This is a genomic window from Chenggangzhangella methanolivorans, from assembly GCF_042648545.1.
In the GTDB taxonomy this organism is placed as follows: domain Bacteria; phylum Pseudomonadota; class Alphaproteobacteria; order Rhizobiales; family Methylopilaceae; genus Methylopila; species Methylopila methanolivorans.
Window position 1 is genome coordinate 1 of the sequence record NZ_JBHRXS010000005.1, and the last position, 21,276, is coordinate 21,276.

The window sequence follows — 21,276 nt, forward strand, 5'->3', positions numbered from 1 at the left end:
ACCAAACCTCAAAAAACAAAACACGCAAAACGCCCGACGAGACAAACACTCGACAGGCCACGCTGCCGTCGCGACACAGCTCCAGTCGCACGGTCGGTCCGACGCGCCTCGCGCTTCAGGCCGACGAGGCGCAGCTCGCACCGTCACGAAGCCGTCATCCCTTGGTCTAATCCGAGGAACCGAAGATCTCCATCGGCGGTTTAGAGATCAACCGAAACGCCGGGCGCGACGTTTCGAAGTATCGGTGAGCAAGTCCTGCATCGCTCGCCTCGCCCGGCCAAGTCGCATGGGAGACGTGACATGCACCCCCTTTCCGGAACCCCTTTCGCTTTCTGGATCACCTCGATGGCCTATTGGGGCATGATGCTGGAGACGGCGTCTCCGCGCCGCACGCGGCGGCGCTGATCGGCTAGGACAAACCGAACTGAAGGCCCGCGCCACGAGCGGGCCTTTTTCATGTCGGGCCCGAGCCCGAGCCCAACGGCCCTACGGTCTCCACAGCCATGCGGCCCCTCGGACCCCCGACGAGTCGCCGTGCGCGGCCTTCAGGACCGGGGTGTCGAAACCGTCGGAAAAGACATGCGGCGCCATCAGCTGCTGCAGGTCTACATAGATCTCGTCGACGTTCGACATGCCGCCGCCCAGCACGATGACGTCCGGATCGAGCAGATTGACCACGGCGGCCAACGCGCGCGCCAGACGATCGCGATAGCGATCGAGAGACCTGCGCGCCGTCTCCTCGCCCTGACGGGCCGCCGCAACGATCTCAGGCGCGGAAAGCCGCCTCGCCTCGGCTTCGGCATGGCGCGCGGAAAAGCCCGAGCCGGAGAGATAGGTCTCGACGCAGCCATCCTTGCCGCACCAGCAGCGCGGGCCGGGCATCTCGTCGGGGCCATGCGGCCAGGGCAGGGCGTTGTGGCCGAACTCGCCGGCGACGCCGTTGCGGCCGGCGAAAGCGCGGCCGTCGATCGCGATCCCCGCGCCGCATCCGGTGCCGAGGATCACGGCGAACGCCACCTGCGCCCCGGCGGCGGCTCCGTCGGTCGCCTCGGAGACGGCGAGGCAGTTGGCGTCGTTCTCGATGCGGACGGGCCTCCGGAGAACGAACTCGAGATCGCCCTGAAGCCGCCGTCCGTTGAACCAGGTGGAGTTGGCGTTTCGCACGAGACCGGTTCTGGGTGACAGCGAGCCTGGCGTCCCTATCCCGACGCCGGCGGCCTGCCCAAACCTCGCCTCCATATCCGCCACGATATCCCGGATGACGCCCAAAGCGCCGTCGTAATCGCCTCTCGGGGTCGAGACGCGCTTCCGCCCCAGCGTCGCGCCGTCGTCGTCGAGCGCCGCGGCTTCGATTTTCGTGCCGCCGATGTCGACGCCGATCAGCATGCCGAAGGTCTCCGCGCGCGGAACGAAGCGGGCCTCCGCGGGTTCGGCCGGTAGGCGCGTCGTTCCGATCGCGGCGGCGCGCAGTTCGCATGAAAGGCTGCCGTCATGTCGACCGTCCGCATCCTGCTCACATCGGCTCTCCTGTCCGCCTCGCTCGCTGTCGCCGGCGCCCCCGCGCTGGCGCAGAGCGGAGGCTCCTCCTCGGGAGGTTTGGGAAGCTCAAGCGGCGCATCGAGCGCCGGCGGCTCGTCGGGGGCCTCCGGCGGCTCACTGTCCTCGCCGTCTTACTCCGCCACGACCCCGCAGGGAACGCAGGCCTCGGGCGGCGCGGCCGGCGCGGCGGGCGGCCGCGCGGCTGGAAGCGCGATCAGCGCCGAGCGCAAATACCCGGAGGACGGCGGCCGCACCATCCGCTGCCCGGACGGATCGATCGGCAAGACCGACGCCGGCGGATGCCTCGGTGGTCCGCAGGTTCGCTAGTCTTCGTTCGCGATCGGCGTCGATGCGCTGACGCAAAGCCGCTCCGCAGTCGGAACAGGGCTTCGTTGCGGCGCACAAAAAGAGCAGAGAGATCAGGTCGATAGCGGCGCGCGCCAGAGGACGGCCGGGCAGGGCTCCGCCGTCGCCGGCGTCTTGGAACTCCAACGGCTTGACCTTCAGGGCGCAGGGGGCGATGGACGTGCGCCATATATTTTGCGTCCGCGAGGGAGCCCCCAATGTCATTCACGCTCGCCAAGACCGAACGCCTCGCCGCGATCCTGTCCCAGACCCCGGTGATCCCGGTCCTCACCTTCTCCGACGCCAAGTCGGGGCTTGAGACCGCCAAGGCCCTGCGCGACGGCGGCCTCACCGTTCTTGAGGTCACCATGCGCACGCCGAAGGCGCTCGAGGCGCTGAAGGCCATCGTCGACGAGGTGGAGGGCGTCACGGTCGGCGCCGGCACGATCCTCGAGCCCGAGCACGTGCAGCAGGCGATCGAGTCCGGCGCGTCCTTCCTCGTCAGCCCGGGTTCGAGCTCTCGGCTTCTCGGCGCGGCCAGCGAAGCGCCGGTGCCGTGGCTGCCCGGCGTGTCGACGGTGTCGGAGGCGATGCAGCTCTCCGAGCGCGGGGCCACCTTCGCGAAGTTCTTCCCGGCCGGCCCCGCGGGCGGTCCGGCGTTCCTGAAGTCGCTCGTCGCCCCGCTGCCGGAGCTTCACTTCGTGCCGACCGGCGGCATCGACATGTCGAACGTCCAGGACTACCTGAAGCTGCGCAACGTCGCCTGCTGCGGCGGCTCCTGGGTCGCGCCGCAGGACGCGATCGACGCCGGCGACTGGGGGAAGATCCAGTCGCTCGCCAAGGAGGCGGCCGCGCTCAAGGCGCGCTGAGGGCGCGCCGCACGTTCGAGCCGGCGGCGCTCTTGTCCCGCAGGGTTGGGAAGCTTACGTCCGTCGCGACCTGATCTGCGACTTCAACGGAGGCTCCCGCCCATGCTCGACGCCAAGAAGCTCCTCGACCAATTCCTCGGTTCGGGGGCAGGCTCCGCATCGGGAAAGCCCGGCGGCGGTCTTAGCGAGGCGATCGGCGGCGCGCTGTCGCGCATGGGCGGGCCGGGTTCGACGCCCGCTCCTGTCGATCAGCAGGGGCGGCCTCCGGCCCCGCAACAAAGCTCCGGCGGCGGAGACCTGCGCAGCCAGATCGAAGGTTTCGCGAAGGGGCCGCTCGGCGGCGTCGCGGGCGGCGCGATCGCGGGGACGCTGGCCTCCGTTCTGCTCGGCGGCGGCAAGAAGAAGATCCCGATGAGCGGGTCGGCCGTGAAGCTCGGCGGTCTCGCGATCCTCGGGGGCCTCGCCTACAAGGCCTGGCAGAACTACCAGGACAAGAACCAGCAGCCGCCGGCGCAGGCGCCGTCCGCGCCGCCGCCCGCTGCTCCGGTCCAGATCGCGCCTCCGCCGCAAGAGACGGCTTTCGTTCCGAACGGCTCGGACGAGGAGCAGAAGCTCGGCCTGCTGCTGGTGCGGGCGATGATCGCCGCGGCGCGCTCCGACGGGCGCATCGACGGCGACGAGATCGCCAAGATCCGCGACGCCCTCAAGGCCGCGGGCGCCGACGGCGACGAGCAGACCTTCCTGATCGATCATCTCGGTCGGCCTGACGATCTCGACGAGATCGCCGCCGAAGCTCGTGGTCCGGAACTCGCCTCCGAGGTGTGGCTCGCCGCCCGCCTCACGATCGATCCCGACACCGACGGCGAGAAGCGTTTCCTCGAGACCCTCGCCCAGAAGCTCGGCCTCGGCGCGCCGCTCGTCGCCCATCTCGAGCAGATGGCCGCGCAGGCCAAGGCCTCCGGCGTCGAGGCCGGCTGACGCCCTTTCGGCTCATGCACCTAAAGCGAATGGCGCGCTCCGCGCCGCTCGCGGACCTTCGCCGGACGTCGTTTCTGTCCGGCGAAGGTCGCTATGTCCCGCATCGCCACCATCCTCGTAGCCTGCGCAGCCGTGACGGCCGCGCCGACGACGCTTCGCGCCTTCGAGTTCGACGGCCGCAAGAACGTCACGCTGGAGACGAGCGACGGCGACACCGTCGCCGTCGGTTCGATCACGTTCTCGAAGGCGGCCGAGGGCGCGACCTTTGCGGTCGCGATGGACCAAGGCCGCTTCAAGGACTTCTTCCTCTCCATGCGCGAGTTCAAATGCCTGGAGGGCAAGGAGATCCTGTGTCACGTGCCCTATCCTTACGCGAACCCGCGCACCGTCGCGGCCGACAAGCTCGGCTGGCTCGAGGCGAGCCTCATCTTCATGTTCAAGACGCCGGCGCAGTTCGGCGCGACGCTCGCCAACGGCCTCGTTTATGAGCTGAAGGACGAGAGCGAGGCGCTCGTCGGGACGCCGCGGCTGGTCGACCTCAACGAAATCGCCGCGCCGCCGGACGATGCGTCGCGGCCGCCCTTTCCGCCCGACGACCGGCTCGACGTCGAGCCCGGCTCGCGCTGGGGCGCGCGGCTCGTGATCCGCTAGGCCGTCCTCGGCGGAAACAGCGGATCCGGAACGGTTCCGGGTCGCCGCGGGTTTTCATTACGAAACCCCACGTTCCAAGCGAGTTCCCATGTCCGAGACCCCCGTCACCCCCGCTCTCAAGGCCCGCGCGAAGAAGCTCTGGGAAGACGCCGGATCCCCGGAGGGCCGGATGGACGATTACATCGAGAAGGCCCGCGAGCTCGCGGCTTTCGAGTCCAATCCGAAGGCCGGGCTCGAGCCGGTCGAAGACGCCGTCGCGGAAGAGGCCGAAAAGCGGTTCGGCCGCTCGGTCGAAGAAGCGAAGCTTCAGGAGAATCTCGGCGAGTTTCCGGGCCTCCAGCGCGACCAGGGCGACCGCGAGACAAAGCCCGAACGTTGACGTTCTGAATTCGTTACTTGCGTTTGCGGGACGGCGGGCGGGCGCACCCGCCGGTTGATCCTCCCTTGGCTGGAAGCATTTTAGATCGCGCGTGGCTCGTCGCCGCGATCTCGAATGACGCGCACAGCGAGGGAGTTTCCCGCCCATGTCCCCAACGCCCGATCCCAAGAAGCCGGCGTCGCTCCTCGGCCCGGTGGTCCTCATCGGGGCGATCGTCGCCGGCGCGGGCGGCGCCTTCGCCTATACGGCCGGCTGGCTCTCGCCCGATCGGCTGACGCCTGACAGGTTCCTAACGGCGCTCGCGCCGCCGTCCGGTCCCGCGGCGGGCCATCGCCGCAACCACGCCAAGGGCGTGTGCTTCACGGGCGAGTTCGTCTCCAACGGCGCTGGAGCCCGGCTGTCGAAGGCGCAAGCGCTCGCCGCAGGACGCTACCCAGTGGTCGGGCGTCTCAACCTCGCGACGCCCAATCCGATGGCGATGGACGCAAGCGCGAGGGTGCGGGGGCTCAGCCTCCAGATCTCGACGCCGGACGGGCAGCAATGGCGGATGGCCAACATCACCGCTCCGGTGTTCGCGGCCTCGACGCCGGCGTCGTTCTACGAGCTGCTGAAGGCGTCGGGGTCCAAGGATCCGGAGGCGCTGAAGGCCTATGCGGGCGCCCATCCGGAGTTTGCGGGCTTCGGGGCCTGGGCCGGAAGCGCGCCCTGGACCGAGAGCTACGCGCAGGATCGCTACAACGGGCTGAACGCCTTCCTGTTCTCGGACGCGTCCGGCGCCTCGCGCGCGGTGCGCTGGTCGTTCCTGCCGACCGTCGAGCCGGTCGCCTCCAAGCCGGACGAACTCGGCAAGCGCGGTCCGAACTTTCTCGAAAGCGAGCTCACGGACCGGGTGAAGGCCGGTCCCGTGCGCTGGAAGATGGTGGTGACGCTGGCGGGCCCTGGAGACCCGACGGCCGACCCGACCAAGGCCTGGCCCGAGGACCGCGAGAAAGTCGAGGTTGGCGAGGTCGTGGCCTCCGCCGTCCAGAACGAGCCTGACGGCCCCTGCCGCGACCTCAATTTCGACCCGACGGTTCTGCCGTCCGGGATCTCGACCTCGGACGATCCGTTCCCGGCTGCGCGCTCGGCGGTCTATCAGGCCTCCTTCGACAAGCGCACGGCGGAGGCGAAGGCCTATCCCGCGACGAATCCGGAGATGTCGAAATGAGCGGCGCTGTGGCGAAGTTCTCCCCGTTGCAGCGCGCGCTGCACTGGTCGATGGCGCTCGCGATCCTCGCCATGCTGTTCGTCGGCGTCGGCATGACGGCGACCGTCGATCAGGTCCGCGAGACGCTGATCGCGGTTCACCGGCCGCTCGGGATCGCGATCCTGATCCTGGCGCTGCTGCGGATCGCCGTGCGCCTCGTCCAGGGCGCGCCCGAGCTTCCCGCCGGCATGCCCGAGCCGATGAAGCTCGCGGCGAAGCTCTCGCATCTCGCATTCTACGGGCTGATGATCGCGATGCCGATCATCGGCTGGGCTATGATGTCGGCGGCCGACTATCCGATCGTGCTGTTCGGGGCCGTCCATCTGCCGCCCATCGTATCGCCGAGCCGCGAGCTGCACGCCGCGCTCTGGACCGCCCATGCGGGGCTCGCGCTCTGCTTCTTCGCGCTGATCCTGCTCCACCTCGCCGCGGCGCTGTTCCACGCGCTGGTGCGCCGCGACGGGGTGTTCCAGCAGATGGCGGGCGGCCGCGCGCCGGCGGAGTAGCCGCCGCTCTTGTCCCGGACTTGGTCTGGGATCCAGAATCGATGCCGGTCCCGAACTCATCGCAACCGGCGGCGCCTTCATCGGAAGCGCCGCCGTCTCTGGGTCCCGGGTCACGTCCGGGACAAGGGGCGGTTCACGCCGCCGCACGCTTCTCCAGAAACGTCTTCATGCGCTCGAGCGCCTTCGAGATGTTCTCGGCCGAATTGGCGTAGCTGAGGCGGATGTAGCCTTCGCCCAGCACGCCGAAATCCGGCCCGCCGATCACCGCCACGCCGGCGTCGTCGAGCAGCGCGGAGGCGAGCGGCTTCGCCTTCCAGCCGGTCTCCTTGACGTTGGGATAGGCGTAGAACGCGCCCTTGGGCGCGATCGCGGAGACGCCTGGCAGCGCGTTGAGGCCTTCGGTCACGAGCTTGCGGCGCTTGTCGAACTCGGCGCGCATGTGGGCGACCGCGTCCTGCGGGCCTTCGAGCGCCGCGATCCCGGCCCACTGGGTGGGGCCGTTGACGCAGGACCAGGCGTTGACCCCGAGCTTGCGGACGTCGTCATAGAGCTTCTTCGGCCAGACCGACCAGCCGAGCCGCCAGCCGGTCATGGCGTAGGTCTTGGACCAGCCGTTCAGCACGATCAGCCGGTCGCGGATCTCCGGATAGGCCAGGAGCGTCTGGTGCTCGAGCCCGTCGAAGGTCAGCTGGTCGTAGATCTCGTCCGACATGATCGCGACGTCCGGAAAGGCCTCGAGACCCTTCACCAGCTTGTCGATCTCGTCCTTCGGGGTCACGCCGCCGGTGGGATTGGCGGGCGAGTTGATGATCAGCAGCCGAGTCTTCGGGGTGATGAGCGCGAGCGTCTCCTCGGCCGAGAAGGCGAAGCCGTTCTCCTCGCGGATCGGCACCGGGATCGGATTGGCGCCCGTGAACTCGATCATCGAGCGATAGATCGGGAAACCGGGGTCCGGATAGAGGATGTCGACGCCCGGCTCTCCGAAGAGGAGGATGGCGGCGTACATCGTGACCTTGCCGCCCGGCACGATCATCACGAGGTCCGGATCGACCTCGACGCCGAAGCGGCGGTTCAGGTCTTTGGACACCGCCTCGCGCAGCGGAAGGATGCCGGTCGCGGGCGTGTAGCCGTGATGGCCGTCCTTCAGCGCCTTGACCGCGGCCTCGACGATGTGGGGCGGGGTCGGAAAGTCGGGCTGGCCGATGCCGAGATTGACGATGTCCTTGCCTTCCGAGGCGAGCTTGGTCGCGCGGGCGAGCACCGCGAAGGCGTTTTCCTCGCCGATCCGGTCGAAGGCGGCGACGGTCTTCAGCATTTTCGGCCTCCCGGCTGACAGTCGTGGCGCGGTCGGACCGCGCGGGACGCTTCACCTATCATTTGCGCGGCGAATGTCATGCGCGTCCGATTCATGGCCGTCCTGCAAGCCGGCGGGCCAGACGCGCGCGCCAAAATTCCGGCGCGGGCTCACGCCCGCCGCTTTTTGGTGATCTGACGCAAGCCATGATCCTTCTCCGCGCCGCCGCGATCCTCGCCGTTTTCGCCGCCGTCGCGCCCGTGGCGGCCGCGCCCCTGAAGCAGACGATCGTCGCCTCGAAGGTCGGGCGTTCGAACGTCCAGATCCGCATCGTGGTGCATCCGCAGGCGGACTTCTGCACCAAGGCGCTGGCCGAAAAGATCAAGGCGCGCGCCCGCGAGCTCGGCGAGGCGCATGTGCGCGAGAACCTCAAGGCCCTGATCAAGAAGGCCGGCACAGACGCCAGCGGCCCGACGCAGTTCTTCGGGGTCGCGTTTCTCGCCGGCTGCCCGAAGGACGGCTCCGCCTGGGTGGCGTTCCCGGCGGAGGGCAAGGACAAGCTGGTCTCCCGCTTTGCGCCGGAGCTCGGCTGGTCGCCGATGATGAAACTCTGATGGCTTGCCTCACGAAAAGGCGTTGGACGAGCCGCGCCGGACGCGGCAGGACCGACGCGGCTCCAGTTTCAGGCTTTTGATGATGACGACGTCTCCCACCGATCCCGATCTCGTTCCGCCGCGCGGCCTCAAGGTCGAGGGCCCGGCGCCGACGCGGCCGACGCCGGTGAGGCTGGAAGGCCGGCACGTCGTTCTGGGCCCGCTCGATCCGGAGAAGGACGCGGCCGATCTCTACGCGCCGACCCATGGCGAGGGTCGCGAGGCGCGCTTCGCCTATCTGTTCGACGGGCCGTTCGAAAGCGAGGCCGCGATGGCGGCGGCGCTCAAGACCGCCGCCGCGGCGACCGACGTCGCCACGCTCGCGATCCGCGACAAGGCGAGCGGCAAGACGCTCGGGCGCGCGGGCTTCATGCGGGTCGATCTCGGGCACCGCACGGTCGAGGTCGGCTCGATCCTGTTCTCGCCGGCGCTGTCGCGCACGCCGGCCGCGACCGAGGCCATGTATCTGATGGCGGCTCACGCCTTCTCGCTCGGCTTCCGCCGTTACGAGTGGAAGTGCGACGCGCTCAACGCGCCCTCGCGGGCCGCTGCGCTGCGCTACGGCTTCCGTTTCGAAGGGATCTTCCGCAAGCATATGGTGATCAAGGGCCGCAGCCGCGACACCTCGTGGTTCGCGATGACCGAGGACGACTGGCCGGCCGTCAGGGCCGCGTTCGAGGCGTGGCTGAAGCCCGAGAACTTCGACGCCGACGGAAGGCAGCTCCGCAAGCTGGCGGAGCTGAGGGGCGATGGCTGACGAGCGCTCGGGCGAAGGCGCCTCGGCCAAGGCCGATCCACGCAGGCCCGCGACGACCCCCGACGTCTGCCCGGTGCTGACGCCCGAGCAGGCTCGCTGGAGCCAGGAGCTCAGGCGGATCGAGCGCGACATGCTCGACGCCGTCGAGTCGGCGATGCGACGGGCGGCGGAGGACGCGAAGGCCCGTCTCGGCGGGGCGGGACCCGACCTTCGGCCTCCGCCGCCTGACTACTTCGTCGCCGTCGTTCAGCAGGCCGCCTTCACCCGCATGTGCGGCGCCGATCCGCAGACCTTCGCGGGCGGCGACGTGCGGATCGCCGGCGCCGTGATCCGAAACAACCAGAACATCGCGATGCATTACTGGGGCGCGGATCCGGCCGACCTCGCGCCGCCTGAGCGCGACAGTTGAGCCGGCTGTTGCGCGCGTAAGGCCGCGTCAGTCCTCGTCGTCCGGCTCGTCCTCGCCGGGCGCCGCGCCGAGCTGGGCTCCGAGATTGGAGCCGACCTTGCGCAGAAGCTTGCGGATCCTCTTGCGGTCCTTGCCGTCGACGCCGTCACAGGCTTCCTTTTCGAGCGCGCCCCAGACGCCCTCGACGGCCTCTGCGCGGCGACGGCCCTCTTCGGTCAGTTCGACCCGCACGACCCGCCCGTCGCCGTCCACGGCGCGGCGCTCTACGAGGCCTTGCGCCGCGAGACGCGCCACCGTCTTGGAGGCGGTCGGCGGACGCACCCGAAGCTCGGCCGCGAGATCGCCCATGGTCCGGCCGCTCTCCTGCGCGGCGAGCAGGGTCAACACTTGCTCCTGGCCCGGAAACAATCCGAGCTCCTGAAGGAGTTGAGCGCTGCGGGCGCGGTGCAGCCGCGCGGCGTGGAGCAGCTCGTAGCCCACGGTCTTGGCGTAGGGGCTCTTCATGGTCGGCCCTTCTCGAAGGCTTGGCCCGGCTCGGCGGCGTAACAATATGGCCGACGAAGCATATGCTGGTCTCGTGACAGGAAGTCGAGCGCGTCAAAGATCTGCGGCGGCGCATGCTTTCTGAGGCGTCCCTCGAATGTCCGCAAGGGCGGAGCGCGTCGTGAATCGTCTTCTGCTGACAGCCTTCGGCCGTTTCGACGGCGGACCGAACTGCTCGGAGGCGCTGCTCCGGCTTCTCGCGAGCGATCGGGCGAGGTTGGAAGCCGCCTTCGGAGGGCCCGTCGCCTTCAGGCTTCTCGAGGTCGACACGGAGGCGGCGGAGCGCCAGCTCGCCGCGGCGATCGCCGAGACGCGCCCGAGCCATGTGCTCCTCACCGGCCAGGCGGCCGGACGCGAGGCGTTGTCCTTCGAGCGGGTCGCCCGCAACCGGCGCGACCTTCGGGTCGCCGACGCGCGCGGACAGTTTGGCGCGCTCGGCCCGGTGCGCGACGGCGGACGGGAGACGCGCGCCGCCTCGTGGCCGGATCTCGAAGGCGCGGCGGCGGCGCTTCGAGCTCTCGGCTTCCCGGCGGAGGTCTCGGACGACGCCGGCGCGCATCTCTGCAACCAGACCCTCTACCTCGCGCTCGAGGCCGCCGAGCGCGCTTCGCCGGCTTTCGTCGCGACCTTTCTCCATCTGCCTCTGACGCCCGAACAGGTGGCGGCGGGCGTTCCCGCGGCGGCGCGGCTCGCTAGCTGCTTCGCGCTTCCCCTCGACGACATGGCGCGTGCGGTCGCGGCGTTTCTGGTCCATACCCGGCGCGACCGAAACCGACCGCCGGACGCCTGACGATGAGCCTGCCCCGCCGCCGCTGGACGGAGATGACGACCAGCGACTTTTGCGATCCTTCGGTCGGCGAGTGGATCGCGGTGCTCCCCGTCGCGGCGGTGGAGCAGCACGGGCCGCATCTTCCGCTCGGTGTCGACTCCATGATCGGCGAGGGCTATCTCGAGCGCGCGCTGGAGCTCGTCCCGGACGACCTGCCGATCACGGTGCTGCCGATGCAGCGCGTCGGAACCTCGGCCGAGCACGCCGCCTTTCCCGGCACGCTGTCGATCGCTCCTGAGACCATCATCCGCGCCTGGACCGACATCGGCGAGTCGGTGGCGCGCGCGGGCGTCCGCAAGCTGATCCTCATGAACAGCCACGGCGGCAACACCGCGGTGCTCGACGTCGTGGCGCGGAGCTTGCGCGTGCGGCGGGGGATGCTGGCGGTGCACTGCCACTGGCAGCGCTTCGGCTATCCGGCCGGGCTGTTCGAGCCCGAGGAGATCCGCCACGGCATCCATGCGGGCGGCATCGAGACGGCGCTGATGCTCAAGCTCAGGTCCGACCTTGTCCGCATGGACGAGGCGCGCGACTTCCGCCCCTATACGATCGACATGGAGCGCGAGTTCGCGCATCTGCGGGCGACCTCGCCCGCGGGCTTCGGCTGGATGGCGCAGGACATCAACGCCGCCGGCGCGATCGGGAACGCGGCTTCCGGCACGGCGGAGGCCGGCGCCGACGCGATCGAGCACGGCGCGCGCGCCTTCGTGGAGCTGCTCAAGGACGTGGCGCGCTTTCCGATGGAGCGCCTCGACGTCGGGCCCATCGCCTGACGGGTCGACAAATCGCGGGCCGGCGTCTCAAATGCGCCGGCGACAACGATAACAAGGGGACAGCGCGCATGGGGGACGTTCGGCAAGACGAGCGGCTGATCGAAGGGCTCAAGGTCATCGAGACCACCGAGACCGACAACGTGCTGCGCTGGGACGGCTCCGTCCTCTATGTCGAGCACGACGTCTACCACAACGGCCAGCTCGTCCACCGCAAGTACCGGCGCAAGGTGACGGCCGAAGTGGCCAAGGTCCTGCTGAGCGTGATCGCCGGGAAGGCGTGATCCTAGCCTCTTAGGAACGCCATGACCTTGGCGTAGGCCGGCTCGGCGTTCGGGTCGGGCAGCGAGGTGAAGACATGGGCGGAGCCGGGCCAGACCTGGAGCTCCGCCTGATTGCCCGCCGCGACCCAGCGCGCCGCCATGAACAGCGTGTCGTCGAGCAGCGGGTCGCGAACGCCGACGGTGAAGATCGCGGGCGGCAGGCCCGCAAGGTCTGCGTAGAGCGGCGAGACGTCGGGATCGCGCAGGTCTTCGCCGTTCTGCAGGAAATTCGCGGCGAACATGCGGATGTCGCGCGTGCCGAGCACGAGCTTCTGGTTGCCGAAGGCCCGCGCGCTCGGCGTCAGCGACATGTCGAAGCTGCCGGCCGTCAGGTTGGCGCGGGCGAACGGCGTCAGACCGTGGCGATCGCGCAGACGCACGAGCGTCACGGCCGTGAGATGCGCCCCGGCGGACTCGCCGCCGATCAGCAGCGTCTCGACGCCGAATTTTTGTTTCGCCTCGCGCGCGACCCAGAGCGCGGCCGCCTCGCAATCGTCGGGACCCGCGGGGTAGGGGTGTTCGGGCGCGAGCCGGTAGTCGACCGAAAGGCACGCGAAGCCGAGTTCGGTCGCGAGGCGCTCGAGCCGCGGATCGTCCTGGTCGCAGGTTCCGAGCGTCCAGCCGCCGCTGTGGAAGTGCAGGTAGAGAGCGGTCGGGTCTTCGGGCGCGATCACGCGCACCGGAACCTCGCCGGCGGGACCGGGAACGAGGATCGTCTCGGCCCGCGCGCTCTTCGGCTCCACGATGAACGGCGTCAGCCCCTTGGCGCGGCGGGCGCGCACCTCGGCGGGGCCGAGCGCCCAGGTGTCGGGCGCAAGGCTCGCCTGCGCGATCAGCTTCCTGGCCAGCGCCTCCGTTCCTTCGGGCGCGGCGCCTTCGGCGAAGACGGCGGGGTCGATCGTGAGCGGCTTCATCGTCCGGGCTCCGGCTTGGTTTCGGGCGGGCGCGGCGAGAAAACACGCGAGCGGGGGCTCGCCGCAAGGCCTTCGCGCCCGAGATGGGCCCGCATGGCCAACCCTCTGTTGCGCGACGCCGACCTCAGCCTCGTCTCCGCGGGTCCAGCGGACCACCAGGCGATCGCGCGCTTTTCCGTCGGCACGCGGGGGCCGGGCCTCGTCGACGTCACCGGAGCGGTCGCGCAGGCGCTGCGCGAGGGCAAGGCCGGAGACGGCCTCGCGACGCTCTTCGTGCGGCACACCTCCGCCTCGTTGACCATTCAGGAGAACGCCAGCCCCGAAGTGCTCGACGACCTCGTGGACGCGCTCGACCGCCTGGCGCCGCGCGACGCCGGGTGGCGCCATGGCATCGAGGGGCCGGACGACATGCCCGCCCATGTGAAGACGATGCTGACCGGCGTCTCGCTCTCGATTCCGGTGATCGGCGGCCGGCTTGCGCTCGGCACCTGGCAGGCGGTCTATCTCCTGGAGCACCGCGACCGCCCGCACGCCCGCGAGATCGTGGTGCATTTCTCCGGGCGGAAGGCTGTTTAAGGCTTCGGAACGGCCCGAACCGCGCCAATTCCGCAACGCCCTCAGAACTATTCTGAACGAGGCGTCATATCGCAGTGATTTCGCAACCGCGAATCGCTAAGAGACGCTCATGAGCACCTCGTCGACTTCGGCCTATCGCGTTCTCATTGCGGATGACCATCCGCTGTTTCGCGCCGCCTTGCGTGAAGCGATGGCCGGCGAGGCCGCCGACATCTCGGAGGCCGGCTCCTTCGACGCCGCCTCCAAGGCGCTCGAGGCCGACAGCGGCTTCGACCTCGTCCTGCTCGACCTCAACATGCCGGGCGTCAGCGGTTTCTCGGGCCTGATGTATCTTCGGGCGCAGTATCCTGCGCTGCCGGTCGTCGTGGTCTCGGCCAACGAAGACCCGACCACGATCCGCCGCTGCATGGACTTCGGCGCCTCGGGCTTCATCCCGAAGACGCTCGGCGTCGACGAGATGCGCGACGCGGTGCGTGAAGTTCTGGCCGGCGGCGCCTGGTCGCCCCCCGACGTCGACCTGACCGGCCCGGACGACGGCTCGGCCAAGCTCGCCGCCCGCCTCGGCACGCTGACGCCGCAGCAGGTCCGCGTGCTGATGATGCTGAGCCAGGGCCTGCTCAACAAGCAAATCGCCTACGAGCTCGGCGTCTCGGAAGCCACGGTGAAGGCCCACGTCTCGGCGATCCTCGCCAAGCTCGGCGTCGAGAGCCGCACCCAGGCGGTCATCGCCGCCTCGAAGATCGAGGCCGGCCAGTGGCCGGAGCGCGCCGCCGGCGCGTGAGCGCCGCGGCTGACCTGTCCGGTTAGCTCCCCGGCCGTCACTCCGCAGCGTCCCTGCGCACCAGCATCTGGGAGAGCAGGGCCCGCAGCGCCGCCGGCTTCAGCGGCTTCGGCAGCATCGTCACCTGCTTCTCTTCGGTTTCGGCGCGCAGCTCCGGCGAACGGTCGGCGGTGATGAGCACGGCCGGCACCGGCTTTCCGAATTTCCAGCGCAGCGCCACGATCGCCTCCATGCCGTCGGCGTCGTCGAGATGGTAGTCGGCGAGCAGCACGTCGGGGATGGTCTTGGCCGCCCGCACCACGGCCTCGGCCTCCTTCAGGCTCGACGCCGTCATGATCGTGCAGCCCCAGCCGGTGAGCAGCGTCGTCATGCCCTCGAGGATCGCGGGTTCGTTGTCGATGGCGAGCACGTTGAGCCCGGCGAGCGCCTGGCTCGTCCGGGCGCCGGCGCCCGAGGCGACCTTCAGGGCCGGCATCGGCGCGGTGACGGGCACGTCGAGCGCGAAGATCGAGCCCTTGCCGGGGTCGGAGCGCAGGGTGATCGGGTGGTCGAGGATGCGCGCGATGCGCTCGACGATCGAAAGTCCGAGGCCAAGGCCCGACGCCACCCGCATGCCCTGGTCGAGCCGCTTGAATTCGCGGAACACGACCTTCTGCTGCTGCGGCTCGATGCCGAGGCCGGTGTCCCACACCTCGACGCGAACCCGCCCCTTGGCGCGCCGGCAGCCGACCAGCACGCGTCCCTCGGGCGTATACTTGATGGCGTTCGAGACGAGATTCTGGAGCACGCGGCGAAGCAGCCGGCGGTCGGAGCGCACTGTGAGGTTCGTCGGCATCACGACGAGCTTCAGGCCCTTCTCCTCGGCGACCGGCGCGAATTCGCGCGCGAGCTGGCCCGTGATGTCGTCGAGCCGGAAGCTCGAGAGCTCGGGGCGCATCGCGCCGGTGTCGAGCCGCGAGATGTCGAGCAACGTGGAGAGGATCTCCTCGACCGCGTCGAGCGATGAATCGACGTTGCGCGCCAGCCGGCCGAGATCGGCGCCTTCCTCTGCGCGCTCCACGATGCTGGTGGCGAAAAGGCGCGCGGCGTTGAGCGGCTGAAGGATGTCGTGGCTCGCCGCCGCCAGAAACCGCGTCTTCGAGATGTTGGCCTCGTCGGCCTCGGTCTTGGCGCGGGCGAGCTCCTGGTTGAGGCGGGTGAGCTCGCGGGTGCGCTCGCGCACGCGCCGCTCCAGCGTTTCGTTCGCGCGCTCGAGCGCCTCCTGCGCCGCCACCGTGTCGGAGATGTCCGTGTAGGTCGTGACGACGCCGCCTTCCGGGATGCGGGCCGAGCGGATCTCGATGACGCGGCCGGACGGGTGGAGGCGCGTGCGCAGCGTCTCGAGCTTCACGACGAAGCGCTCGATGCGGTCGGCGATGAAGGGTTCCGGGTCGATCGGCCCGTAGGCGCCGCGGGCCGCGTTGAAGCGAAAGATGTCGTCGAGCCCGACGCCGAAGTGGATCATCTCTTCCGGCAGGTCGAACAGTTCGCGGAACTGCCGGTTCCAGCACACGAGCTTCATGTCGGCGTCGATCGCGGTGACGCCCTGGCGGGCGTGGTCGAGCGCGTTCTGGAGCACGTCGCGGCTCGTCAGCATCGCGGCGGAGGCGTCGTCGAGCAGCTTCAGCGCGTCCGTCGTCGTGACGTTGCGCTTGGTCAGCAGCATCGAGAGCACGAGGCGGGAGGAGGCGGCGCCGATCGCCGAGGCGAGCAGGTGCTCGGCGAAGCGCAGCGTCTGGAGGTCGACTTCGGCCTTCGGCTCGAGCGCCGCGCCGCGCGCAATGCCGAAGCCGCGAAACGCGGTTTCGGTGCGTTCGGCCCCGAGATAGCGCGCGACGGTCTGGACGAGCTCGCCCGCAGTCGCGCGCGAGCGCCAGGGCCGGAAGTTCGCCGCCGTCGGCTGCGGTCCCGCGCCGGCGGGTTCGCGCCCGCAGAAGGCGAGCGCCTGCTGCCGCTCGATCGGCGTCAAGCCGCGGGTGCCCGACACAACGACATAGGCGAGCGCATTGAGCAGCAGGCTCGTGACGACGCCATGGGTGAGGGGGTCGGAAAAATCGGCGCCGAACATCGCCTGCGGACGCAGCCACGCGACGCCCCATGGGCCGTTCGCCACCAGCCCCGCGAGCCAGCCCTCGCTGCCCGAAAGCGCAGGCAGCACCAGCGTCCAGCCCCAGAGCGCCAGCCCGACCAAGAGCCCGGCGATCGCGCCCCGGGCGTTGCCGCCCGTCCAGGCGAGGCCGCCGAAGAAGACCGGCGCGAGCTGGGCGATCGCCGCCATCGCGATCAGGCCGAGGCTGGAGAGATCGGTCGCGCCCGCGATCCGGCTCACCCCGTAGGCGGCCCCCATGACGAGCACGATCGAGATGCGGCGGATGAGGAGCAGCCGCTCGGCCATGTGCCCGCGGCGCGCCGAGCGGCGGCGCAGCATCACGGGCATCGCGAGATCGTTCGACATCATCACGGCGAGCGCCACGCATTCGACGATGACCATGGCGCTGGCCGCTGAGAGGCCGCCGAGAAAGGCCGCGACCGCGATCCACCGCGCGCCGGCCTCGAGCGGCAAAGCGAGCACGTAAGAGTCGGGCGAGATCCCCTGTTCGCCCCCGAAGGTCACGAGGCCGGCGAGCGCGACGGCCGGCACGAACAGGTTGAAGGCGACGAGATAGGCGGGAAACAGATAGGCGGCGCGTCCGACGTCGGCCTCGTCGCGATTCTCGACAACGGCGACGTGGAACTGGCGCGGAAGCAGCAGGAAGGCCGCGAAGGACAGCGCCGTCAGCGCGACCCAGTGCGCAGGAGACGGCGCGGTGGCGAAAGGCGAGACGACCGCGGTCGCCGCGGCCCGGCCGATCAGCCCGGAATAGCCGTCGAACAGCCAGAAGGTGACGAAGCCGCCGACGATCAGGAAGGCCGCGAGCTTGACCACGGACTCGACCGCGACCGCCAGCATCAGCCCTTCCTGCCGTTCGGTGGCGGCGACCTGACGCGCGCCGAACAGCATGGCGAACAGCGCGAGCCCGGCGGCCGCGACCAGCGCGGGATCGATCGCGAACTCGCTGCTGGGGCCCGCCATGATGGCGACCGACGTCGCGATCGCCTTGAGCTGCAGCGCCACGTAAGGGGTCGCGCCCACGATCGCGACGACGGCGACCAGTCCCGCCACACGCTCGCTCTTGCCGTAACGCGCGCCGATGAAGTCGGCGATCGAGGTGATGTTGCGCTCTTTCGCGAGGCGGACGATCCGCTTCAGCGCCGGGGTGAAGAGCGCAAGCGCAAGCGCCGGGCCGATCGAAAGCGCGAGGAAGCTCCAGCCGGCCGAGGCCGCGAAGCCGACCGCGCCGAAGAACGACCAGGCGGTGCAGTAGACCGAAAGCCCGAGCGCATAGAGGTGCGGCCGGAGTCGCCCTTCCGTCCAGCGCGGGCGCGAATGGTCGACCCAGGCGGCGAGCGCGAACAGCGCCGCCAGATAGACCGCCGCGACGGTCAACACGATCCAACCCTGCAACTTGAGCCGTCTCCTCGCACAGCCTGACGCGCGGGCGATTGACTGAGACGAATCCTGTCGCGCGCCAAGTCATTGCGCGCCGTCGTCTTGCCAATCGCTCGCCGGGCTCGATAACCTCTAACGGCATAGCCGGCGTTTTGTCATCTGCCGGCCGTTACAGGGGGTTCCGCCATGTCGATGGTGCAAGAGTTCAAAGAATTCGCAATGAAGGGCAACGTCGTCGACCTCGCGGTCGGCGTCATCATCGGCGCGGCCTTCGGCAAGATCGTCGAAAGCCTCGTGGCCGACATCTTCATGCCGATCGTCGGCGCGGTCATCGGCGGCCTGGATTTCTCGAACTACTTCGTCGGCCTGTCGTCCGCCGTGACGTCGCCCGCGCTCGTCGACGCCAAGAAGCAGGGCGCGGTGCTCGCCTATGGCAGCTTCCTGACCATCACCATCAACTTCATCATCATCGCCTTCATCCTATTCATGGTGATCAAGGCGATGAACCGGATGAAGAAAAGGGAAGAGGCCAAGCCCGCGCCGGCCGCGGAAGTGCCGGCCGACGTCAAGCTGCTGGCCGAGATCCGCGATCTCCTCGCCTCCGGGGCGTCCGCGCCCAAGGTCTGAGGCCAAAGGACGCCTGCGGAACACGCGTCGGACGCGCCGCCGTTCTGGGCCGTGTTCCCGGATCCCGGCTCTTCGGCAGGGATGACGCCCCGGTTCCGGCGGTCGCCCGACCGCTGGCCGTCTTTGGCGAGGAGAGCCCAATGGCCGCCGCCCGGTTCGTGCTGCACCATCATCCGCAGTCGCGCGCCCAGCGCATCAAGTGGCTGCTGGAGGAGACGGGCGCGCCCTACGAGCTCGTCTCCCACGACCTCGAAGCCCGGACGCACAAGTCGCCCGAGTTCCTGGCGCTCAACCCGCACGGCAAGATCCCGACGCTCGTCGACCGCGGTCCGGAGGGGACCGCGGAGGTCGTGGTCACGGAATCCGCCGCGATCGTCATCCACGTGGCGGACGCGGTTCCCGAGGCCGGCCTTGCGCCGGCGCCGGGCTCGCTCGAGCGCGGGCCCTATCTCGGCTGGATCGTCTATTCGGCGAGCGTGCTCGAACCGGCGCTGATGGACGCGTTCTTTCCGCGCAAGGACGCGCCGTCGCCGGTGATGACGGGCTGGCCGAGCTTTGACGAGGCGCTGGAGCGCGTCGAGGCCGCGCTGAAGCCCGGCCCCTGGCTCCAGGGCGAGAGCTTCACCGCCGCGGATCTCACGATCGGCTCGTTCCTCGGCTGGCTCGCCGGCTGGGGCAAGCTGCCGGGACCCGAGCGCTTCGCCGGCTATCTCAGCCGCATCGCCGAGCGGCCCGCGCACAGGCGGGCGTTCGGGAGAGGCTAGCTCCCCCCGCTCGTCTTCCGGTCGTAGGCCGCCTGCGCTTGGAGGATCTCGTCCATGTTGCGCTCCGCCCAGTGGGCGAGCGCTGAGGCCGTCTCGTTCAGAGTGCGGCCGAGCGGCGTCAGCGAATATTCGACCGTGACCGGAACGGTGGCGAAGGCTTCGCGAAAGACGAGCCCATCCCGCTCCAAGCGCTTCAGCGTCTGCGACAGCACCTTCTGCGACAGGCCCTCGATGTCCCGTCTTAGGCGGTTGAAGCGCATCGGCTCCTCTGCGAGGCGGTCGAGCAGCAGCAGCGCCCATTTGTCCGCGATCCGGTCCAGCACCATCCGCGTCGGACAGCGCATGGCGTAGACGTCGTATTGCTGGCGCATCGCCTGTTCTCCAAGACGCTGAAAGGTTTCCGACCGGAAACCAGCGCACTCCCGCGTGCCTTCTTACGGCCCGCGCGAGAGGCGTCTATGTATCGCTTCGTAACATGGTTTCCATTAGATACCAAGAGACGAAGATGGCGAGCAAGGTTCTGGTTCTCGGCGCGAGCGGCACTGTCGGACGTCCTCTCGTGCGGGCGCTCGTGGCGAAGGGCGTGTCCGTGAAGGCGGCGTCGCGCTCGGGAGCGCCGATCGAGGGCGCGGAGGGCGTGCGGTTCGATTTCGGCGACCCGGCGACCTACGGGCCCGCCTTGGAAGTGGTCGACGGCGCGTATCTGCTGGCGCCCACCGGCACGACCGACGTGCCCGGCCGGCTTCTGCCCGTCGTCGAGGCGGCGGCGGCGCGCGGCGTCAAGATCGTGCTGCAGACCGTGATGGGCGCGGACGCCGACGAGGCCAATCCCTATCGGCGCGTCGAGCGCGCCGTCGAGGCGAGCGGGCGGCCTTTCGTGATCCTTCGGCCCAACTGGTTCGCGGACAATTTCCACACGTTCTGGAAGCCGGGCGTCGCGGTCGGTGAGATCGCGCTTCCGGCAGGCGACGGCGCGAGCAGCTTCGTCGACGCCCGCGACATCGCCGACAGCGCAGTCGGCGCGCTGACGAGCGATCGCTTCGATGGCCACGCCTTCACGCTCACCGGCCCGCAGGCGCTCGGCTACGCCGCGGCGGCCGAAGTCCTCTCAAGCGCGCTCGGCCGTCCTGTCGCCTACCGCGCGATCGACGACGAGACCTTCGTGGCCGCGCTGGTCTCGGGCGGCGTCCCGGAGGACTATGCGCGCTTTCTGGCGACGATCTTCGAGCCGGTCCGCGCGGGCCACACCGCGCCGACCACCGGCGACGTCGAGACGCTGTCGGGCCATGCGCCCCGCACGCTCGCCGACTACGCGCGCGACAACGCCGCCGCTCTCTCGTCCTGAGCGCGTCCCGCGGGGGCCGCGTCTGCGCCGCCCCCGCGGATCTTTCGTTCGTCAGGGTTACTTGGTCGCGCCGTCCACGATGCCGGCGAGGCCTTTCACATAGATCCCGTCGATCACGGTCTTGGCCTCGGCCTCGCTCGCGCCCTTGGCCTGGAAGTCGCCCGTCCAGGTGATGGTCGAGCCTCCGGACGCGCCGGCGGACTTCACCTGGATGGTCGAGATGTAGTTTGAGACCGGGAGCGGGCTTTCGAGGATCGCGTAGGTGTAGGTCATCGCCGCCTCGTCGCGCCCGACGAGCTCCTCGACGATCTCGCCGCCGCCCTTCAGCTGCAGGCGGCGGACCGGCTTCGCCCCGCCCTCGACCAGCGTGCAGCCCTCCACCGCCGGATGCCATTGGGCGATGCCGCAGAAGTCGCCGATCGTCGCCCACACCTTGTCGGGCGGGGCGGTGACGGGGGTCGTTTCCGTGACGGTCACCGCGAAGGCGGGCGTCGCGGCGAGCGCCGCCACGGCGGCCACAGCCGAAATGCGCTTGATCATTGTTCCGCTCCCTCTGGATTCTTGCGTCTTGGGCTTTCCGCCCCTTGGCTCAGAGGGTCTAGCGCCGGATTTCGTGAAGGGTAGCGGGCTTCCACTTTCGGGCGAGGCC

The 21,276-nt window shown here is 69.5% G+C and carries 25 protein-coding genes; 18 read left to right on the forward strand and 7 right to left on the reverse strand.

What is annotated here, in order from left to right; all coding sequences use genetic code 11:
- Window positions 1-486: 486 nt before the first annotated feature.
- Window positions 487-1,386, reverse strand: coding sequence for an ROK family protein (locus ACFOWB_RS09280; protein WP_261405197.1), 900 nt, complete (start codon window positions 1,384-1,386; stop codon window positions 487-489).
- Between the two features lie 105 nt (window positions 1,387-1,491).
- On the opposite strand from ACFOWB_RS09280, the gene ACFOWB_RS09285 reads away from it, so the two are divergent.
- From ACFOWB_RS09285 to ACFOWB_RS09315, 7 genes are all read left to right on the forward strand, one after another.
- On the forward strand, window positions 1,492-1,866 hold the full coding sequence (locus ACFOWB_RS09285; protein ID WP_261405196.1) for a hypothetical protein: 375 nt from the start codon (window positions 1,492-1,494) through the stop codon (window positions 1,864-1,866).
- A gap of 236 nt (window positions 1,867-2,102) precedes the next feature.
- Window positions 2,103-2,753 carry a bifunctional 4-hydroxy-2-oxoglutarate aldolase/2-dehydro-3-deoxy-phosphogluconate aldolase gene (locus ACFOWB_RS09290; RefSeq protein WP_261405195.1) on the forward strand — a complete coding sequence of 217 codons (651 nt, stop codon included), beginning with the start codon at window positions 2,103-2,105 and terminating at the stop codon, window positions 2,751-2,753.
- A gap of 102 nt (window positions 2,754-2,855) precedes the next feature.
- Entirely contained in the window at window positions 2,856-3,731 is an 876-nt protein-coding gene (locus ACFOWB_RS09295; protein ID WP_261405194.1) for a tellurite resistance TerB family protein, read from the forward strand.
- Between the two features lie 93 nt (window positions 3,732-3,824).
- Window positions 3,825-4,382 (forward strand): hypothetical protein, encoded by a 558-nt coding sequence (locus ACFOWB_RS09300; protein WP_261405193.1) that lies wholly within the window; start codon window positions 3,825-3,827, stop codon window positions 4,380-4,382.
- An 88-nt stretch (window positions 4,383-4,470) separates the two neighbouring features.
- The gene (locus ACFOWB_RS09305; protein WP_261405192.1) at window positions 4,471-4,761 is read left to right on the forward strand and encodes a hypothetical protein; all 291 of its coding nucleotides are present in this window, start codon (window positions 4,471-4,473) and stop codon (window positions 4,759-4,761) included.
- 145 nt (window positions 4,762-4,906) lie between these two features.
- Window positions 4,907-5,968 (forward strand): catalase family peroxidase, encoded by a 1,062-nt coding sequence (locus tag ACFOWB_RS09310; RefSeq protein ID WP_261405191.1) that lies wholly within the window; start codon window positions 4,907-4,909, stop codon window positions 5,966-5,968.
- The gene (locus ACFOWB_RS09315) at window positions 5,965-6,513 is read left to right on the forward strand and encodes a cytochrome b (RefSeq protein WP_378146929.1); all 549 of its coding nucleotides are present in this window, start codon (window positions 5,965-5,967) and stop codon (window positions 6,511-6,513) included. The genes ACFOWB_RS09310 and ACFOWB_RS09315 overlap by 4 nt, the downstream gene beginning before the upstream one ends.
- 133 nt (window positions 6,514-6,646) lie before the next feature.
- Here the strand turns inward: ACFOWB_RS09315 and ACFOWB_RS09320 are convergent, their stop codons facing one another.
- Window positions 6,647-7,828, reverse strand: a complete 1,182-nt coding sequence (locus ACFOWB_RS09320; RefSeq protein WP_378146931.1) for a pyridoxal phosphate-dependent aminotransferase — start codon at window positions 7,826-7,828, stop codon at window positions 6,647-6,649.
- A gap of 185 nt (window positions 7,829-8,013) precedes the next feature.
- On the opposite strand from ACFOWB_RS09320, the gene ACFOWB_RS09325 reads away from it, so the two are divergent.
- The 3 genes from ACFOWB_RS09325 to ACFOWB_RS09335 all read left to right on the forward strand — a co-directional run bounded on the left by ACFOWB_RS09325 (window position 8,014) and on the right by ACFOWB_RS09335 (window position 9,626).
- The gene (locus tag ACFOWB_RS09325) at window positions 8,014-8,421 is read left to right on the forward strand and encodes a hypothetical protein (protein WP_378146933.1); all 408 of its coding nucleotides are present in this window, start codon (window positions 8,014-8,016) and stop codon (window positions 8,419-8,421) included.
- Between the two features lie 82 nt (window positions 8,422-8,503).
- A complete protein-coding gene (locus ACFOWB_RS09330) occupies window positions 8,504-9,217 on the forward strand; it encodes a GNAT family N-acetyltransferase (RefSeq protein WP_261405188.1) in 714 nt (237 codons plus the stop codon).
- Window positions 9,210-9,626, forward strand: coding sequence for a hypothetical protein (locus ACFOWB_RS09335; RefSeq protein WP_261405187.1), 417 nt, complete (start codon window positions 9,210-9,212; stop codon window positions 9,624-9,626). The genes ACFOWB_RS09330 and ACFOWB_RS09335 overlap by 8 nt, the downstream gene beginning before the upstream one ends.
- A gap of 27 nt (window positions 9,627-9,653) precedes the next feature.
- On the opposite strand, the gene ACFOWB_RS09340 is transcribed toward ACFOWB_RS09335, so the two are convergent.
- Window positions 9,654-10,130, reverse strand: a complete 477-nt coding sequence (locus ACFOWB_RS09340; RefSeq protein WP_261405186.1) for a MarR family winged helix-turn-helix transcriptional regulator — start codon at window positions 10,128-10,130, stop codon at window positions 9,654-9,656.
- A 160-nt stretch (window positions 10,131-10,290) separates the two neighbouring features.
- Between ACFOWB_RS09340 and ACFOWB_RS09345 the strand changes: the two genes are divergently transcribed.
- The 3 genes from ACFOWB_RS09345 to ACFOWB_RS09355 all read left to right on the forward strand — a co-directional run bounded on the left by ACFOWB_RS09345 (window position 10,291) and on the right by ACFOWB_RS09355 (window position 12,052).
- Window positions 10,291-10,959: a pyroglutamyl-peptidase I family protein gene (locus tag ACFOWB_RS09345; protein ID WP_261405185.1), complete on the forward strand. Its 669-nt coding sequence runs from the start codon at window positions 10,291-10,293 to the stop codon at window positions 10,957-10,959.
- A gap of 2 nt (window positions 10,960-10,961) precedes the next feature.
- Complete coding sequence (locus ACFOWB_RS09350; RefSeq protein WP_261405184.1) at window positions 10,962-11,771, forward strand: creatininase family protein; 810 nt, start codon at window positions 10,962-10,964, stop codon at window positions 11,769-11,771.
- Window positions 11,772-11,839: 68 nt separating this feature from the next.
- Complete coding sequence (locus ACFOWB_RS09355) at window positions 11,840-12,052, forward strand: hypothetical protein (protein WP_261405183.1); 213 nt, start codon at window positions 11,840-11,842, stop codon at window positions 12,050-12,052.
- Window positions 12,053-12,054: 2 nt separating this feature from the next.
- Here ACFOWB_RS09355 and ACFOWB_RS09360 read toward each other — a convergent pair whose 3' ends face one another.
- Window positions 12,055-13,005: an alpha/beta hydrolase gene (locus ACFOWB_RS09360; RefSeq protein WP_378146938.1), complete on the reverse strand. Its 951-nt coding sequence runs from the start codon at window positions 13,003-13,005 to the stop codon at window positions 12,055-12,057.
- A gap of 93 nt (window positions 13,006-13,098) precedes the next feature.
- Here ACFOWB_RS09360 and ACFOWB_RS09365 point away from each other — a divergent pair, with 93 nt between their 5' ends.
- A complete protein-coding gene (locus tag ACFOWB_RS09365; protein ID WP_261405182.1) occupies window positions 13,099-13,581 on the forward strand; it encodes a secondary thiamine-phosphate synthase enzyme YjbQ in 483 nt (160 codons plus the stop codon).
- Window positions 13,582-13,690: 109 nt separating this feature from the next.
- Window positions 13,691-14,362, forward strand: coding sequence for a response regulator transcription factor (locus ACFOWB_RS09370; RefSeq protein WP_378146940.1), 672 nt, complete (start codon window positions 13,691-13,693; stop codon window positions 14,360-14,362).
- Window positions 14,363-14,399: 37 nt separating this feature from the next.
- Here the strand turns inward: ACFOWB_RS09370 and ACFOWB_RS09375 are convergent, their stop codons facing one another.
- Window positions 14,400-17,906, reverse strand: a complete 3,507-nt coding sequence (locus ACFOWB_RS09375; RefSeq protein ID WP_378146943.1) for a hybrid sensor histidine kinase/response regulator — start codon at window positions 17,904-17,906, stop codon at window positions 14,400-14,402.
- Between the two features lie 177 nt (window positions 17,907-18,083).
- Here ACFOWB_RS09375 and mscL point away from each other — a divergent pair, with 177 nt between their 5' ends.
- Together mscL and ACFOWB_RS09385 are read left to right on the forward strand one after the other, a co-directional pair.
- The gene (mscL, locus tag ACFOWB_RS09380) at window positions 18,084-18,518 is read left to right on the forward strand and encodes a large conductance mechanosensitive channel protein MscL (protein WP_261405712.1); all 435 of its coding nucleotides are present in this window, start codon (window positions 18,084-18,086) and stop codon (window positions 18,516-18,518) included.
- 140 nt (window positions 18,519-18,658) lie between these two features.
- On the forward strand, window positions 18,659-19,282 hold the full coding sequence (locus ACFOWB_RS09385; protein ID WP_261405180.1) for a glutathione S-transferase family protein: 624 nt from the start codon (window positions 18,659-18,661) through the stop codon (window positions 19,280-19,282).
- Here the strand turns inward: ACFOWB_RS09385 and ACFOWB_RS09390 are convergent.
- Window positions 19,279-19,653, reverse strand: a complete 375-nt coding sequence (locus ACFOWB_RS09390) for a winged helix-turn-helix transcriptional regulator (RefSeq protein ID WP_261405179.1) — start codon at window positions 19,651-19,653, stop codon at window positions 19,279-19,281. The genes ACFOWB_RS09385 and ACFOWB_RS09390 overlap by 4 nt on opposite strands.
- Before the next feature lie 134 nt (window positions 19,654-19,787).
- Between ACFOWB_RS09390 and ACFOWB_RS09395 the strand changes: the two genes are divergently transcribed.
- The gene (locus ACFOWB_RS09395; protein ID WP_378146945.1) at window positions 19,788-20,627 is read left to right on the forward strand and encodes an SDR family oxidoreductase; all 840 of its coding nucleotides are present in this window, start codon (window positions 19,788-19,790) and stop codon (window positions 20,625-20,627) included.
- Window positions 20,628-20,684: 57 nt separating this feature from the next.
- Here ACFOWB_RS09395 and ACFOWB_RS09400 read toward each other — a convergent pair whose 3' ends face one another.
- Window positions 20,685-21,167 carry an SRPBCC family protein gene (locus ACFOWB_RS09400; RefSeq protein ID WP_261405178.1) on the reverse strand — a complete coding sequence of 161 codons (483 nt, stop codon included), beginning with the start codon at window positions 21,165-21,167 and terminating at the stop codon, window positions 20,685-20,687.
- Window positions 21,168-21,276 lie beyond the last annotated feature (109 nt).

Excerpts from the sequence above, each read along its gene's own strand:
- ACFOWB_RS09280 (WP_261405197.1), bottom strand. The coding sequence starts at position 1,386 with ATGCTGATCGGCGTCGACATCGGCGGCACGAAAATCGAAGCCGCGGCG.
- ACFOWB_RS09285 (WP_261405196.1), top strand. The coding sequence starts at position 1,492 with ATGTCGACCGTCCGCATCCTGCTCACATCGGCTCTCCTGTCCGCCTCG.
- ACFOWB_RS09290 (WP_261405195.1), top strand. The coding sequence starts at position 2,103 with ATGTCATTCACGCTCGCCAAGACCGAACGCCTCGCCGCGATCCTGTCC.
- ACFOWB_RS09295 (WP_261405194.1), top strand. The coding sequence starts at position 2,856 with ATGCTCGACGCCAAGAAGCTCCTCGACCAATTCCTCGGTTCGGGGGCA.
- ACFOWB_RS09300 (WP_261405193.1), top strand. The coding sequence starts at position 3,825 with ATGTCCCGCATCGCCACCATCCTCGTAGCCTGCGCAGCCGTGACGGCC.
- ACFOWB_RS09305 (WP_261405192.1), top strand. The coding sequence starts at position 4,471 with ATGTCCGAGACCCCCGTCACCCCCGCTCTCAAGGCCCGCGCGAAGAAG.
- ACFOWB_RS09310 (WP_261405191.1), top strand. The coding sequence starts at position 4,907 with ATGTCCCCAACGCCCGATCCCAAGAAGCCGGCGTCGCTCCTCGGCCCG.
- ACFOWB_RS09315 (WP_378146929.1), top strand. The coding sequence starts at position 5,965 with ATGAGCGGCGCTGTGGCGAAGTTCTCCCCGTTGCAGCGCGCGCTGCAC.
- ACFOWB_RS09320 (WP_378146931.1), bottom strand. The coding sequence starts at position 7,828 with ATGCTGAAGACCGTCGCCGCCTTCGACCGGATCGGCGAGGAAAACGCC.
- ACFOWB_RS09325 (WP_378146933.1), top strand. The coding sequence starts at position 8,014 with ATGATCCTTCTCCGCGCCGCCGCGATCCTCGCCGTTTTCGCCGCCGTC.
- ACFOWB_RS09330 (WP_261405188.1), top strand. The coding sequence starts at position 8,504 with ATGACGACGTCTCCCACCGATCCCGATCTCGTTCCGCCGCGCGGCCTC.
- ACFOWB_RS09335 (WP_261405187.1), top strand. The coding sequence starts at position 9,210 with ATGGCTGACGAGCGCTCGGGCGAAGGCGCCTCGGCCAAGGCCGATCCA.
- ACFOWB_RS09340 (WP_261405186.1), bottom strand. The coding sequence starts at position 10,130 with ATGAAGAGCCCCTACGCCAAGACCGTGGGCTACGAGCTGCTCCACGCC.
- ACFOWB_RS09350 (WP_261405184.1), top strand. The coding sequence starts at position 10,962 with ATGAGCCTGCCCCGCCGCCGCTGGACGGAGATGACGACCAGCGACTTT.
- ACFOWB_RS09355 (WP_261405183.1), top strand. The coding sequence starts at position 11,840 with ATGGGGGACGTTCGGCAAGACGAGCGGCTGATCGAAGGGCTCAAGGTC.
- ACFOWB_RS09360 (WP_378146938.1), bottom strand. The coding sequence starts at position 13,005 with ATGAAGCCGCTCACGATCGACCCCGCCGTCTTCGCCGAAGGCGCCGCG.
- ACFOWB_RS09365 (WP_261405182.1), top strand. The coding sequence starts at position 13,099 with ATGGCCAACCCTCTGTTGCGCGACGCCGACCTCAGCCTCGTCTCCGCG.
- ACFOWB_RS09370 (WP_378146940.1), top strand. The coding sequence starts at position 13,691 with ATGAGCACCTCGTCGACTTCGGCCTATCGCGTTCTCATTGCGGATGAC.
- mscL (WP_261405712.1), top strand. The coding sequence starts at position 18,084 with ATGGTGCAAGAGTTCAAAGAATTCGCAATGAAGGGCAACGTCGTCGAC.
- ACFOWB_RS09385 (WP_261405180.1), top strand. The coding sequence starts at position 18,659 with ATGGCCGCCGCCCGGTTCGTGCTGCACCATCATCCGCAGTCGCGCGCC.
- ACFOWB_RS09390 (WP_261405179.1), bottom strand. The coding sequence starts at position 19,653 with ATGCGCCAGCAATACGACGTCTACGCCATGCGCTGTCCGACGCGGATG.
- ACFOWB_RS09395 (WP_378146945.1), top strand. The coding sequence starts at position 19,788 with ATGGCGAGCAAGGTTCTGGTTCTCGGCGCGAGCGGCACTGTCGGACGT.
- ACFOWB_RS09400 (WP_261405178.1), bottom strand. The coding sequence starts at position 21,167 with ATGATCAAGCGCATTTCGGCTGTGGCCGCCGTGGCGGCGCTCGCCGCG.